The 14,592-nt window shown below is 59.8% G+C and carries 15 protein-coding genes; 3 read left to right on the top strand and 12 right to left on the bottom strand.

Translation table 11 applies throughout. The features are described from left to right. Nucleotides 1–6: 6 nt before the first annotated feature. The 3 genes from DS839_RS06610 to DS839_RS06620 all read right to left on the bottom strand — a co-directional run bounded on the left by DS839_RS06610 (nt 7) and on the right by DS839_RS06620 (nt 3,183). Nucleotides 7–1,893: a heavy metal translocating P-type ATPase gene (locus tag DS839_RS06610; protein WP_119269514.1), complete on the bottom strand. Its 1,887-nt coding sequence runs from the start codon at nt 1,891–1,893 to the stop codon at nt 7–9. Nucleotides 1,894–1,977: 84 nt separating this feature from the next. Then, nucleotides 1,978–2,469, bottom strand: a complete 492-nt coding sequence (locus DS839_RS06615) for a hypothetical protein (RefSeq protein ID WP_119269515.1) — start codon at nt 2,467–2,469, stop codon at nt 1,978–1,980. A gap of 9 nt (nt 2,470–2,478) precedes the next feature. Continuing rightward, nucleotides 2,479–3,183: a helix-turn-helix domain-containing protein gene (locus DS839_RS06620; RefSeq protein WP_119269516.1), complete on the bottom strand. Its 705-nt coding sequence runs from the start codon at nt 3,181–3,183 to the stop codon at nt 2,479–2,481. A 134-nt stretch (nt 3,184–3,317) separates the two neighbouring features. On the opposite strand from DS839_RS06620, the gene DS839_RS06625 reads away from it, so the two are divergent. Beyond that, the gene (locus DS839_RS06625; RefSeq protein ID WP_119269517.1) at nt 3,318–4,046 is read left to right on the top strand and encodes a response regulator; all 729 of its coding nucleotides are present in this window, start codon (nt 3,318–3,320) and stop codon (nt 4,044–4,046) included. 96 nt (nt 4,047–4,142) lie between these two features. On the opposite strand, the gene DS839_RS06630 is transcribed toward DS839_RS06625, so the two are convergent. The 9 genes from DS839_RS06630 to hemN form a co-directional block, all read right to left on the bottom strand. Beyond that, nucleotides 4,143–5,012, bottom strand: coding sequence for a universal stress protein (locus DS839_RS06630; protein ID WP_119269518.1), 870 nt, complete (start codon nt 5,010–5,012; stop codon nt 4,143–4,145). Between the two features lie 76 nt (nt 5,013–5,088). Continuing rightward, nucleotides 5,089–6,645, bottom strand: coding sequence for a PAS domain S-box protein (locus DS839_RS06635; RefSeq protein WP_119269519.1), 1,557 nt, complete (start codon nt 6,643–6,645; stop codon nt 5,089–5,091). A 95-nt stretch (nt 6,646–6,740) separates the two neighbouring features. After that, a complete protein-coding gene (locus DS839_RS06640) occupies nt 6,741–7,586 on the bottom strand; it encodes a universal stress protein (protein WP_119269903.1) in 846 nt (281 codons plus the stop codon). Between the two features lie 92 nt (nt 7,587–7,678). Continuing rightward, nucleotides 7,679–8,653 carry a zinc-dependent alcohol dehydrogenase family protein gene (locus DS839_RS06645; protein WP_119269904.1) on the bottom strand — a complete coding sequence of 325 codons (975 nt, stop codon included), beginning with the start codon at nt 8,651–8,653 and terminating at the stop codon, nt 7,679–7,681. Nucleotides 8,654–8,667: 14 nt separating this feature from the next. Further along, the gene (locus tag DS839_RS06650) at nt 8,668–9,078 is read right to left on the bottom strand and encodes a hypothetical protein (RefSeq protein ID WP_119269520.1); all 411 of its coding nucleotides are present in this window, start codon (nt 9,076–9,078) and stop codon (nt 8,668–8,670) included. A 27-nt stretch (nt 9,079–9,105) separates the two neighbouring features. Further along, nucleotides 9,106–9,558, bottom strand: coding sequence for a host attachment protein (locus tag DS839_RS06655; RefSeq protein WP_162918343.1), 453 nt, complete (start codon nt 9,556–9,558; stop codon nt 9,106–9,108). Between the two features lie 237 nt (nt 9,559–9,795). Beyond that, entirely contained in the window at nt 9,796–10,116 is a 321-nt protein-coding gene (locus DS839_RS06660) for a c-type cytochrome (RefSeq protein WP_368911274.1), read from the bottom strand. Between the two features lie 570 nt (nt 10,117–10,686). Next, nucleotides 10,687–10,959: a host attachment protein gene (locus tag DS839_RS06665; protein WP_162918344.1), complete on the bottom strand. Its 273-nt coding sequence runs from the start codon at nt 10,957–10,959 to the stop codon at nt 10,687–10,689. Between the two features lie 248 nt (nt 10,960–11,207). Next, entirely contained in the window at nt 11,208–12,626 is a 1,419-nt protein-coding gene (gene hemN, locus DS839_RS06670; protein WP_119269523.1) for an oxygen-independent coproporphyrinogen III oxidase, read from the bottom strand. 229 nt (nt 12,627–12,855) lie between these two features. On the opposite strand from hemN, the gene DS839_RS06675 reads away from it, so the two are divergent. Both DS839_RS06675 and DS839_RS06680 read left to right on the top strand, forming a co-directional pair. Next, nucleotides 12,856–13,518, top strand: coding sequence for a Crp/Fnr family transcriptional regulator (locus DS839_RS06675; RefSeq protein WP_368911275.1), 663 nt, complete (start codon nt 12,856–12,858; stop codon nt 13,516–13,518). A gap of 36 nt (nt 13,519–13,554) precedes the next feature. After that, nucleotides 13,555–14,424 carry a universal stress protein gene (locus DS839_RS06680; RefSeq protein ID WP_119269525.1) on the top strand — a complete coding sequence of 290 codons (870 nt, stop codon included), beginning with the start codon at nt 13,555–13,557 and terminating at the stop codon, nt 14,422–14,424. The last annotated feature ends 168 nt before the right edge of the window (nt 14,425–14,592 follow it).

Raw genomic sequence — 14,592 nt, forward strand, 5'->3', positions numbered from 1 at the left:
GGTCGGCTATCTCAGCACACGAAGCGCGTTCAGGATAACCAGGACATCGATGACTTCCTGGACAATCGCGCCGCGGACCGGCGTGAGATAGCCGAAAGCGGCAACCAGCATGCCGATCCCGGACAGGCCGAGACCAATCGTGACACTCTCGAGCGCGATGTTGCGGCTGCGCCGTGCGATCCTGATCGCCGGCAAAAGCGCATCCAGGCGATCCTGAACAATGACGACGTCGGCGGTTTCCGACGAGGCGGCGGCGCCGGTCGCGCCCATGGCCACCCCGACATTCGCCGCCGCCAGGGCCGGGGCATCGTTGATACCGTCGCCAACCATCATGACGGGCGTCTGCTTGCCCTCGGCATGAACGATCGCCACTTTGGCGTTAGGGTCGAGGTCGCCTCTCACCAGGTCGAACGGCAGGTCGCGCGCGATCTCCTCGGCGACGGCCTGGCGGTCTCCGCTGGCCAGGATGATGCGGCGGATGCCCGCTTCGCGCAGCGAGTCAAGCAGCGCCGGAATGCCTTCGCGTGGCTTGTCCGCAAGGCCAAAGAGAGCCACGACTTTGCCACTGACGGCCAAGGCCGCGAGAACCGTTCCGGCGCTCGCGCTGACCGAAGCGAGAAGTTTGCGGTTCTTTCGTGCATGCTTGGCCACATAGTCGATGCCGCCAATGGCAATGGTCTTGCCTTCGACCTTGCCGCGCAATCCTTCACCCGGAGTTTCCACGACATGCGTGGGAGAAGCGAGGTCCAGATGCCGGTGCTTTGCCTCGCCCACAAGCGCCTTGGCGATCGGATGGGTCGACGCCTGGTCGAGTGACGCGGCAAGGCGCAACGCCTCATCCTCCGACAAAGAGGGGGAGGCCACGTTGACAAGGACAAGCTTGGGTGTGCCGCCGGTCAGCGTGCCGGTCTTGTCGAGCACAATCGTGCGTATCGTCGCCATCATCTCGAGAATGGCTCCCCCTTTTACCAGCACGCCGGCTCTCGCCGCCCGCGAGAGACCGGCGACGATCGCCACGGGAACAGCGAGGATCAGAGGGCAAGGCGTTGCCACCACCAGCACGCTCAAGCCGCGAATGGGATCGCTCGTGAAAGCCCATGCCGCGCCGGCCAGGGCGACCGTGCAGGCCAGGAAGACTATTGCGTAGCGATCCGCCAGGCGGGTCATGGGCGCCTTTGACAGCCTGGCGCGCTCGACCAGGCGCACGATGCCGGAATAGGTGCTTTCGTCAGCGGTGCGCAGTGCGGTCATCATGAAGGTCTGGCCGACATTTCCTGCGCCGCTCAGCACCAGCGCGCCGTCCGCACACTTGACCGGCAAGGCTTCGCCGGTGAGACTGGCATAGTCGAGCACTGCGTCGCTTTGGACATGTCCATCGACGGGCACGACTTCCCCGCTTCGCACCACGACGTGGTCGCCGGGAATAAGCCGCTCCAAGGACACTTCCTCTAGTCCATGGCTGGATTGGCGAATGGCGGTACGGGGCACGCGGGCGAGCAGGGCGGTCATCTCGCGTCCGGCGCGCCTGTCGGCGAAACTCTCCAGGAACTGTCCCCCGGCATACATGATGGCCACGACATTCGCGGCCAGGTTCTCGCCGAAGAGCAAGGCTGCCGACATCGACAGAGCAGCAACGATATCGAGACCGACATCCCCCCGCCTCAGACTCTGCACGATCTGGACGAACAACGACAGGAGCACCGGAAGAGTGGCGACGGACCAGATGACGCCCGATGCGGCATGATTGTCGATTTGTTGCGACCAAAGACCGAGGCAGAGGCCTGCCGTTGCGATTATCAGCAGGACGGCGGTCAAATCATGCGGGCGATTGATATTCGTATTCGCTGCTGATTTGGCGGTTCCCCCGGGAGCGATGGAAGTCTGCGCGGTCATGGCTTCTGGCGCCCCTCAGGCGGCGTGATCAAGACGATAGCCGAGCTGCGCAATTCCTCATTTGGAGCTTCAGCACGCCTGCGCTCACAGCCGAAGCTCATCCGCGGCTGCATCGACATCGTGCACTTCGACGGACCCGCGGCAGTTGCGCAGCAGGATCCTGGTTGCAACACGTTCATCGACCATGCTGTGCACCTCGACGAGGAGCAAAAACTCACCGCGGTTGACGGCGCCGGCCAGACGCTCGGCATGCTCTGGGGGTAGCCACTGCAGCAGCGTTTTTCCGAATGAAGCTGCGTTCTTCGCGATGGCCCTGGGCAGGCTATCACAATCGCGCGCCAGGACCACGATCCTGTTCGAGTCGACCAGAAGTTTGGGCGTTGCCGCGCTCCGGCTCACGAGTCGCGCAAGCTCGGTGGCGTTCTGCCGTTCGCCCGCGAAGCTTGCCTCCTGGCCGATGACGGAAATGAGCTGCGGTTCGAGATCCGTCTGTATCAGGTGTCGGGTGACGGTCAGCGCGTCTTCGAGATTGGCGACGACCGCCAGGGCGAAACGCCGATGCGCTCTGTCTTTCACGGTTGGCTCCTACCAGTCTTCGCCTTCACCTTCGGCCAAGGCCTCCAGGCGCTCGAAATCGACGATGACCAGGCTATGAATCCGCGGCAGGTCTATGATCCGCCTGGTTCGAAGCTTGGTCAGGTTGCGGCTCACGGTCTCGATGGTCAGGCCGAGGAAATCCGCTATGTCCGTACGGCTCAACGGGATTTCGACCGTGCCGCACTCGCCCTGGCGGCGGTGCAGCTCGAGGATGAAGGCTGCGAGCTTTTCGATGGCCGAACGGCGGTTCAGGACGGCGATCTGCTCGCGGGCATTTTCGAGCTCCTGCGACAGCAGGCTTACCAGTTGCGGCGCGAGCGCCGGCTCGTCGCGAAGACGACGATAGGTGCTGTTTTCATCCAGGCTGCGGACCCTCACGGGCGTGATGGCTTCCGCGCTATAGTGGCGCTCGCTTCCGGCCTCGAATCCCAGGACGTCACCGGCGAATCTCAACGAGATGATTTGGCGCCTTCCGTCGTTCAGGATGCGATAGAGCCGGACCAGTCCCGATTCGATCTTGTAGATATTGCGGTCATCGTCCCCCTGGTGAAAGAGATGTTGGCCTCGCTCGAGCTTCCGAGCAGATTGGCCGGACAGCATTTCATCGAATGTTTTCAAGCCTTTGCATAGTCCATCGACGAAGGGCGACGGAGCTGGGTGGCCCGAAGTCGGATGTGCGGCAAGTGCGAGCATGGTTCCCTCCTGAGCGCTTGTGCGTGCATAGGAAGCGCTCCTTGCCTTGCCGGGGTTTGCCGCGATTGTGCCGGTTTGTGGCGATTTGTGTCCTGTGATAATTCTCGCCAAAATGCCAATCCCGCGAGTCCGTCGTGAACGAAGGTCAAGCCCATATCGTTATTGTGGATGACGAAGCGCCCATCCGCACCCTTCTGCGGAATTGCTTTGAGCAGGAAGGTTACCGTGTCAGTGAAGCAGCATCCGGAGCCGAGCTTCTGAAGCTCGTGAATGGCGGCAATGTCGACCTCATAACCCTCGACTTGACCCTCGGAAGCGAAAGCGGTCTGGAGATTGCGCGAAACCTGCGTGCCGGATCGCAAATCCCCATCATCATGGTGACCGGCAAGGGAGATGTGATCGACCGCGTGGTGGGGCTCGAGATCGGTGCCGACGATTACATCGCCAAGCCCTTCCATCTCAGGGAAATGCTCGCCCGGGTCCGGACAGTTCTCCGGCGCACCGGCAGCCAGACAGAGGAAAGAACAGCCGGGCCGGCTACGGAACTGATATACAGGTTCGATGATTGGGAATTCAATCTGACGAGGCGCGAGCTCCGCGAGCCCGGGGGCAAACTGTGCCAATTGACCACAGCCGAGATCGACCTCCTGGCCGTGCTGGTGAAGCGGCCCGGCCACGTATTGTCGCGCGATGCGATCATGGACCAGCTCAAGGGCCATGACTGGGCCGCCAATGACCGGGCCATCGACAGCCAGATCTCGCGGCTGCGCAAGAAGCTGGGGGGAGGCTCCGAAACATCGAGCCTGATCAAGACCATAAGAGGTGTCGGCTACAGCTTCACGGCTAAGGTGACGAAATCTTAGCGCATGATCCGGAAAGTGGATACCGGTTTTCCGAAAAGATCATGCGCAAACAAAAGAATAACGCGCGATGGCGACTCGATGTAAAGCCGTCGCGCTTTAGTGCAGCAAGAATACAGACCGCGCACCGGTCTCGAGCACTGACTGGGTGCAGCCGCCGAAGATCAGCTCCCGAATTCTGGGTCGGCTGAAGCCGCCCATGACGACGAGGTCCGCTTGCCTGGCGAGGGTTGCCGACCAGAGAACGTCAACCGTCGGCCGATGATCAGGGGCATGGACTTCGGTCGTGGCTTCGATGCCATGCCATCCGAGCTGAAGGGCGACATTCTCGGTCGACTCCTTTGTCTGGCTGCCGTTCTCCAGAACGCTGACTATGGCGACCTTGCGGGCTACGCCAAGAACCGGCAGAGCCGCGGTCAGGGCCCGGGCCGCGGCGCTATGGTCCTTCCACCAGACTGCGATCCTGTCGAGCTTGAGCTTGGCCGCACCGGGTGGAACGATCAGGATAGGGCGGCCGGAGTCCATGGCAAGGTCCTCCAACAGCATTTGCGACCAGCTGCGTTTGCTGGCCGACCTTCCAATCACCGTCAGATCATGTGCGCGGGTTGCCCGCACGAAGCCGTCGGCATCGGGAGTGACAGGATTTGCCATCCAACTTGCAGTCACCTGCTCGCTCGACATCGGCTGAGATATCCGAAGAATGTTCCTGGAGGCGCAGAAGTCCGTTGCATGGGCGCGCGCTTTTGCTTCGGCATCCTTGCTTCTTGCCAGCGTATCCCTCAGGGCGACGTCAAGCCCGCTCCCGCGCGCAAACTCGATGTGATGATTGAAATCCGCGACATCGATCGCGGCGAGCGGAATATGAATGAACTCGATATGCGCCTTCAGGGGCGCTGCTACGGCATACGCAGCATCGAGAACGGAGAGATCGGAACTGGTGCCGCTGACGGCGACGAGAATTGACTTCATGACTGCACCATTCAACAGAACGGCGCAAATCTATGACGTTCGGCATCGCCCGACTTTGACGCAAATCAATGAAAGTTCATGCGTCATCACCGAACGCCATGTCGAGCGCCTTGCGCAAGTCCGTGAGGCGATAGGGCTTTCGCAGCAGTTTCAGATTGCCGAGGTTCTCAGCTCGAACAAGGTCTTCCGCATATCCTGATGTCAGCAGGACCCGGACCGACGGATCGATTTCCTTGGCCTTCTTGGCCACGTCGTAGCCTGACAGACCGCCCGGCATCACCAGGTCGCTGAACAGCAGGTCGACCTTGAGTCCCTTTTCGAGCATGTTGATGGCGGTGGCGCCATCGGGCGCTTCGTAGGTCTCGTACCCCAATGTCTTCAGCCGTGTGACCGTCAAGTTTCTGACGGCTTCATCATCCTCGACCGCGAGGACAACCCTGTTGTGGCTAGCCGCGTCTGGCTCAAACCCGGCTTCGCTGGGTGCCGCAGCTCCGTCCGCACGCGGTAGATAGATGTTGATGATCGTACCGTGACCGACTTCACTGTAGATCGTGACGTGACCGCCTGACTGCTTGGCAAAACCATAGACCATGCTGAGCCCGAGGCCTGTCCCGTGGCCTCTCGTCTTGGTGGTGAAGAACGGCTCGAAGGCACGATCCCTGACTTCGTCCGGCATGCCCATGCCGGTATCGGATACGGATATCCGCACATAGTCGCCACGCGGCAATTCGATGTTGCTGCCGGTTCGAATCTCATCCACATGGGCGTTTCCTGTCTCGACAATCAGCTTTCCGCCCTTGGGCATGGCATCACGCGCATTGATGGCCAAATTCACCAGCGAGCTCTCGGCTTGCGTGGGATCTGTCTTCACCAGCCACAGATCCGGCGCCAGGATCGTGGATAGGGATATTTGCTCGCCCAATGTGCGCCGCAGCATGCTCGTGACATTGAGAACCAGATTGTTGATCTCGAGCACCTCCGGCTCAAGGTGGCTTCTTCTGGCGAAAGCGAGAAGCCGGGACGTGAGCTTTGCACCAAGCTCAGCGGCCTCCTGGCTGTCGCGCAGCATCTTGCGGAGCTTGTCATCCTGGATATGCATCTCGATCAGCTCGAGATTGCCGGTGATCACGGTTAAAAGATTGTTGAAGTCGTGGGCGATACCACCGGTAAGCTGGCCCACCGCCTCCAATCGCTGGGCCTGTGCAAGCTTGCGCTCGCTGTCCAGCAGGGCTTCCTCCACGCGCTTGCGCTCGCTGAGATTGGTTATGATGCCTGCAAAGTAGCGCGTTCCATCGGCGAAAAACTCGCTGACCGCCAAATCGAGGGGAAAAGTGGTGCCGTCCTTGCGCTTTCCCACTACTTCGCGGCCAATGCCGATGATCTTTCGCTTTCCCGTGGTGAGATAGTTGGAAAGATATCCGTCATGCTCACTGTGGAAAGGCTCGGGCATCAGTATGTGGACATTCTGTCCGACCAGCTCGCTCGCCGCATAGCCGAAAATCCGCTCAGTTGCCGGATTCACCGAGTCGATGATGCCTTTGGTGTCTATGGTGATGATCGCGGCAACCGCCGAATTCAGAATGGCCTCGAGCTTCGACGCCCCGGTTGGCGTGCCCGGATTTCTCTTTCGCATGTTTCTCAAGCCGCTCCTGCTCGCTCGGACGGCATTGTAGCATCAGACCGGCTCAAGCCGGTAGAGCCTTGCATGGCGAAACTGGCCGCCTGTCTTTAGTGAGAAAGGAACAGCGGAACAGGGCAATGCCGTAGCATGGATTGCGTTACGCCGCCCAGTATGAGCTGCCTGATACGGGCATGGGCGAAGCCGCCCATCACGATCAGGTCGGCGCTCGAGCGATCGGCATGCTGGCGCAACGCTTCGGCAACGTCGCCGTCGCGTGCGCCGATGGTCTTGGCCACGATCTCGATCCTGTGGGCCAGCAGGTGCGCGGCGAGGGCTGAACCCGGAAGTATGTTTGCGAGGTCCTTTTCACCTTCTACTTGCACGACTTCGACAGTCTCTGCGGCGTGCAGGATGGGCAATGCATCGAAAAGTGCACGGGCCGCCTTTCCGCTTCCATCCCAGGCGACGACAACATGCCGGGCGCTGAAGGTTTTGCTTTCCGGCGGCACGACGATGAGCGGCCGGCCGCTGTCGAGCAGGGCGGCTTCGATGAGATCACGGTCGATGTCGAGCGCCTGGGATTCGCTGTCGAGAATGCACAAGTCGTGCAGGCGGGTCTCCTTGGTGAAGCCTTCGACCAGTTTCAGGCGCTTGAGCTGGGGAGATGCCACGGTGGCCTCGACACCGGCCTCCTTTGCCTGGTCCTGGATGCGGCCGACGGCGGTCCGTGCCAACTCCTCAAGATACCGGTTTTCCGCTGCCACTATCCCCGCGGCAGTTCCGCTGACAAAAGCGTGCGGCAGAACGAGCTTCGCCGATGGCGCGTAGACGGTCACCTGCGCGTTGGCGCGCTTTGCCAATGAGAGCCCGTAGCTGATGGCAGCGGTCGGCTCTTCCTTCGCCTCGACGGTCAGGCCGATGAGTATGTTCTCGATATCGCGGATCTGCCGCATGATCTTCTCCCGTTTGCGCGATCCTTTACTCGAGCTCGGACCGGGTATTTTGATTTGGCGCAATTGCGAAGGCTCGAGCATATCATTTTTCCTCATATCTTAAGCACCGCTGCGCCCCGTAATCGGCCCTGGCGCAGGTCGGACAGCGCTTGATTGGCCTCGGCGAGCGGATAGGCAGAAACTGTCGTCTCGATTCCTATCTTTGGAACCAGGCGTAAGAAGCTGTCCCCGTCGTCGCGTGTAAGATTGGCGACGGAAACGACCTGGCGCTCCTCCCAGAGCAAGCTGTAAGGGAAGCTTGGTATGTCGCTCATATGTATCCCGGCACAGACGACGCGACCGCCCTTGCGTACGGCCTTCAGCGCCTGCGGGACAAGCGTCCCGATTGGCGCATAGATGATGGCGGCATCCAGTTGCTCGGGCGGGGGCTGATCGGACGCCCCGGCCCATTCGGCGCCGAGTTGCCGTGCGAAGGCCTGGCTTTCCGTATCCGCCCTTCGGGTGAAGGCAAAGATCCGCCGGCCTTCCCACTTGGCGACCTGGGCCACGATATGGGCGGCGGCGCCAAAGCCGTACAAGCCGAGACGCTTTGCATCGCCCGCTATCCTCAGTGACCGCCAACCGATCAGACCGGCGCAGAGGAGCGGCGCCAGGCACTCATCGGATTTTCCGTCCGCCAAGGCAAAGGCATAATGGGCATCGGCTATCGCGTGAGTGGCATAGCCGCCATCCCGCGTGTAGCCCGTAAAAAGTGGCTGATTGCAGAGGTTTTCGTGTCCGGACAGGCAATAGGCGCATTGACCGCATGTATGGCCAAGCCAGGGAATTCCGACCCGCTGGCCGAGTTCAAAGCCAGCGACGCCTGCGCCGATCTCTTCCACATAGCCGACGATTTCATGGCCGGGAACGAGAGGCAGCGGGACCTTGGGCAATTCGCCGTCGACGACGTGCAAATCGGTCCGGCAGACCCCGCAAGCGCCAATCCTGACACGAATCTCGCCGGACCGTGGAACGGGCAAAGCGCGCTCGCGCATCACCAGTGGCTGGCCATATTCGACCAGCATCATGGCGCGCGATGTCGTCACAGCCTCTCGACCGTGACCACGCGATAGGTGTGCGGACCGTCGTCCTCTATGACGGATATATACTCGCCTACAACAAACCGCTCATCCGTAAAGTGATAACCCTGAGGATCGCCCTCATCGCCCTTGATGTCGTAATGGAATTTCCACTGACCGCCAGGCTGACGGACCAAATGCCCGAGGTCATGTTCTTCGCCCGACCGGTAATGCACGACGCGGCAAAGGTCACGGTGGGATTTCCACAATTTGCCATCGATGCAGCCGGCGTTGTCCAGCGGCATGACCAGATCGTAGCCATGCTCGGGGCTTCCTTGCGGATGGCCGTGCTCGCGCGCCAGGCGCAGCCTGACCTTGGCAAAGCCCTCCGGAAACCGTCTGCTGGCAGGTTGGTGTGTTTTTGACAGGGCCATCACAGATCCCTCATCGATGAGAATGAACTAGCTTGCTGCTTTTGAAGCGAGGAAAACAGGCAGATGTCGATACAGGTCACTGTCAGGAATCTTGGTCAAATCCTTGTCGATCGAGTCGACAAGCTTGGCCGTGAACGCGGCAGGCAATGACTTGCGCAAGGCTTTGAGGAGCTTTGCTGGCGCAGCGATCACCAGATTGTCAAAGTCGCCAACCGTCTCGTCTTCCCGGAGATCCGCTGCTATCGCCTCAATGAATTCCAGCTCGATCTTGTCCCGTGGCTTGATCCTTGGTTCTATGCCGTGACGGGTAGCCGTCATACTTTCCTGAACCCGTGCTGGCCTGTCGCGACCGAGCGCGGAAGCCTTCTCATGCATATGGGCGGATACGAATTTGCGGAATGTAGTGAAATGTCCAGGGCCGGTACGCTCGACATAGCGAACTCGGCCGCCGTCGGCGATCAGGTAAAGTGTTCTTGGCATTCGCATGAGAGGCTCCTTTTCAAGACCATCCCTAGAAGCCTCAAACGGGCGTGGCTTTGATTTGGATCAAGGATGCTGGTCCGCTTGGGTCGCCGGAACTCGTTGTGCCAGCGCAAAGACAGCGCGCACGGCAAGCAGTAATCGGATCCAGACCATGCAAACCCGAGTGACGATACTACCGCGCGATCGGAACAGATAGTCGATGATATGATGCGGGAGCAAAGTTGATTTGTTAATTCAATGCTCTTTCAGGCTCAGGATGTATTGAATGACATCTCTCATTTCCTGGTCCCCCATGGTAATGTTTGGCATCGTTGGATGCGATGTTTGAAACCAGACAGTGAGGGCGATAGCGGTCATTCCGCGGGTATTGGCAACATCCTCAAAGCGCGGAGCTTGCGGCAGGGGCGATACGAGCTCCTTGGGATGCACGGCATGACACCCCGAGCAAACCTCCAAGGCGAAGCGAAGCCCTTTCTCTGGATCGCCGATTTGTTGACTCATGACAGGCGCGGAAAGCGCGACCATCAGAACGAGCATTTTCCCAAGGATCTGCATAGCCACACCCTTTGGAAATGATGTGGAACATATTTGCAATTTGAAGTTTTGCCCGGTTGCTTGGATACAGCATTGACCAGGATCAATGCAGCCGGACCAATCTCAATGGCGCGCCCCTGTTCTTTCAAAGCGGCGAATTCACGTCAGATCGCTGGGAGCGCCAGGAAGAAAGAGTTGGGGTCGGCATCGAGGGGAAAAGACGCCGACCCCTGATTTGCCGTCGTTCGGGGTTGGCGACGGCGGGGGAGAAGTGCCTTGTCTCACTACAACTGATCAGAGAAGACTCTCTTGACATCGATCAAAAAGGACCTCCGAAATTCCTTGGCAGGTGGGGTAGGTGGTTTGATCGGGTCGATCCTGGCCAAGTCCATAGACAGCCATCATGCCCGACAATCGAGGAACAGATCTGCTCGGCCGGGGGCAGCGCTTATCGCTTGGCTCTGCTCTTCATCGGTGTTCACTGACCTTTGCCGCTGGGTGTCAGGCTTTTGCGGGCAAGGCTTTGATTTGGATCAAGGGGCTGATCCGTTGAGTTCACTGGAACTCGTTATGCCAGCGCAAAGACCGCTTTCAGAGTTCATTGACTGTCTTGGCTGTTAGCATCGGCACATTAGACCGGTAGACAAGATGCAGAGGCAGATAGCGGCACAGCTCCTGGTCGCGGATCCTGCTCAGGTCCCGGTCTACGCAAGCAACGATTTTTGTCGGAGCATCGAGGGAGAGAGAAGCGCGAAGCGTATCGAGAATGGTGCAAGGCGCAACCAGGATCAAGCTGTCGAAGCACTGTGTGTTGTTTCCGCGCACATCCGTCAGCATCAAACGTAGAAGATTGCGCATGGCCATTGGCTCATTCTGGTGGTCATGAGCCGATGCGCCTGCGGGAAATTTCAGTCTCCGATATGTCCTGAAGGATCGTCCGCCGACACGCTCTACCCATCGAACACCTCCAGTGCCCGCCAGTACATAGAGTATTCTCTGATTATGCATCCGCACGGCCTTCGTTTGACCCAACGACGCACAATAATCTTGAGCGGGCGTTCAGTTTTGACTTCTGTCAAAGGCGGAGACGAGAAGGTGCTGTCGAAGGTCGGTCAGATCGCCCGCGCATGATGGGCGGTGGGACTGTGGTCGACAATATACTGGTCAAAGCTCGCGCAGATCGTCCGCAAAAACGGCCGTCCCAGCCTGGTCACCGCGAGGACGGAGCCGCATAGCCGCACCAGCCCGTCCCTCTCCATTTCATGGAGCCGGGTCAGGGCCGGGGCAAGAGCAGACGCCGACATATTCCACTGGCGCAGGATGGGCGCGAAATCGACTTCAAGGTCGCACATGAGGGCTTGAATGATATCGGACCAGAAGCGGTCGTCATGGGTTAAAGCGGTACCGCGATAGGTTGCGAACCGACCATCAACGATCGCCTCCCGCCACTTCCGGATGTCCGGGTGGTTCTGCGCAAAGCCTTGTCGAAGGGTGCTGATCGAGGAAGCGCCAAAGCCGATCACGGTCGTTGCGTCATCACTGGTATAGCCTTGAAAATTCCGCCTCAGGAGTCCGTTCTCGGCCGCGATGGCGAGATCGTCGGCAGGCAGCGAGAAATGATCGAGGCCGATGGGGATGTAGCCGGCTTCCTGAAGCTTGTTGGCGGCCACGAGCTGCTGCTGATAGCGCTGCCGCGCATCCGGAAGCTCGTCTTCCCTGATGAGCTTCTGCCGAGGCATCATCCAGGGAACATGGGCATAGCCGAAGAGTGCCACCCTGTCGGGCTCGAGCTTGACGAGCTGGTCGATGGTCTTGGCCAATCCGTGAGTCGTCTGGCGGGGCAGGCCATAGACGATATCGAGATTGACCGAGTCGACGCCTTCAAAGCGCAATGTCGCGATCGACCATTCGAGCATCTCGAAGGGCTGGATGCGGTTGATTGCCGCCTGGACGGCAGGATCGAGATCCTGGACCCCGAGGCTTGCGCGGTTCAGGCCGAGATCTGCCGCGACCGTGATCCATTCGTGAGTGAGCGAGCGCGGGTCCAGCTCGGCCGCGATCACCGCCTGGTCGGCAAATGCAAATCTCTCGCGCAGGCGGGTGAAAAGCCGGGCCAGGTCGGATGTCGAGAGCATATTCGGCGAGCCGCCGCCCAAATGTACTGCGGAAACCACAGGCCGATGCGGGATGGAAGCGGTCACGAGGTCGATCTCCGCCATCAGGGATTTGAGATAATCGACGATGGGCTGCCGCCTGTGGGTGACGCCGGTATGGCAGGCACAGTACCAGCACAGGCGTTCACAGAAGGGGATATGGAGATAAAGCGATAGCGGCTGATCCCTGGGGAGAGCGGCGAGCCAGCTGCGATACTGATCCGGCCCGATATCCGTGCGGAAGTTCACCGCAGTGGGATAGCTTGTATAGCGCGGCACGCGACCGTCATATTTGTCGACGAGACAGGATGACGGCGGATCACCGGCCGGATCGCAATCGTGTTTCAGGTTGCATTTGAGGGGAGGGCGCTGGTCCATGGGATGCGATATTTCACCGCGTCTCTGGCGAATGCCTTGATCTCGATCAAGGTGGCCTTCGGAATTTGATCTGGATCAAAGCGGCCCGACCCTTGCTCCCTAGTCTGGGGTAAGTTTCGGCAAACTGAACCCGCGGCCCATGACCAAGACACTGCAAAGCTCAGAACGTATTGCCCCGATTTTTCGCTGTCAGCACTGCGCCGTGCGCAACCGCGCTGTCTGTGGGGCAATGAGCGATGAGCAGATCGCCCGGTTGAGCGAAATATCGCACCGCAAGAAATACGCGGCCGGACAGATGATCATGTCGGACCAGGAGCCGGTCACCTTCTTTGCCAATGTCATCTCGGGCACCATCAAGCTCACCAAGACGATTGCCGACGGCCGGCAACAGATCGTGGGCCTCTTGTTTCCGCCGGACTTCCTCGGGCGGACATTCAGCCGCAGCAATCCCTATTTTGCCGAGGCGGCAAGCGATGTCGAAGTGTGCATGTTCCCGAACGAGGGCTTTGAGCGCCTGATCGATATCTATCCCGAGCTCAAGCACCGCCTGTTCGAACGCACTTTGGACGAGCTTGACGCGGCGCGCGAGTGGATGCTCCTGCTCGGACGCAAGACCGCCGAAGAGAAGGTCGCAAGCTTCCTGCTGTTGCTCGCCCGTCGAAGCGTGATGGCCGATTGCCCAGGCGAGAGCGAGCCCGTCGTGAGACGGTTCGACCTTCCTCTCAGGCGTGCGGATATCGCCGACTATCTCGGGCTCACGATCGAGACGATCAGCCGTCAACTGACAAGGCTGAAGGCGGCTGGAATCGTCGACATGATCGACACGCGTACATTGGAAGTGCCTGATATCGAGGCCTTGGCGGAAGCTGCCGGGCAGGATACGGGGCTTTGACGCAAGTCAATGGAGGACGGGTGAGGCGGTGCCAGAATGCCGGCTCATTCTCTGGGCCGCACCATGTCATTCCGAACCATTCTCACCAACCTCAACGAAACAGCCAATAACGAAGCCGTCATTGCCACTGCGGCCACCCTGGCGCGCGAATTCGAAGCACGTGTGACAGGACTCTATGTCGTGCCGGCGGCGCCGGTTTATCCGGCTGCCCGCTATGAGCCGATTCCGGAGATGTTTGAAACCCACCGCGAGTTCTTCCGCCGCCAGTCCGCCTCGGTCGAGGCAGCGTTCAGAGCCGGCTTTCCGGAAGGCTCGGCCCGCCATCGGCTGCGAATCGACAAGTCAGCCAGCCCTCTGATCGCCGACAGTGTGATAGAATCGGGCCGTTGCTACGATCTCATCTTGCTGAGCAAGACCGACACGAAATCCGAACTCGGTGTCGAGCTGGATTTTGTGCCACGCATAGCCGTGGCGGCCGGCCGGCCGGTCATGGTCGTCCCATTCAAGAAGCCGATGACTTCCGTTCCCGAAACGGTCGTCATCGGCTGGAACGGCTCGCGTGAGGCCGCTCGCGCCCTGTTCGACAGCCTGCCCATCCTCCAGCGTGCCAAGACGATTCATGTGATCTGGGTCGATCCACCGGCCGAGCGCTCGCGGTCCGAGACAAGTCCGGGCGAGGGGATCGCCGACGCCCTGAACCTGCATGGGATCAAGGTCGTGGTCACTCCGGTCGCGGGCAGCGATAAGACTGCAGGGGAGATCCTCTTGCAGAAGGCAGCCGATGCGGGCGCCGGCCTGCTGGTTATAGGTGCCTATGGACATTCGCGCTTGAGCGAGTTCATCCTCGGTGGCGTCACGCGCACGGTATTGCGGGACATGAAATGTTCCGTCCTCCTCTCACACTGAAAAAGAGGGAAATGACAGCAATATCGGTCTCATTTGAGATCGATCGATGCGCGTCCACTGATCTTCAAGCCACTTGTCGCCCGGCAATTCAGGAGCGCTCCTGACCGCCTTGACATACATCAATGCCGTTCACCAACCGTCGCGCTTGAAACTATGCCTTATTGGACA

The sequence above is a fragment of the Taklimakanibacter deserti genome, from assembly GCA_003574785.1.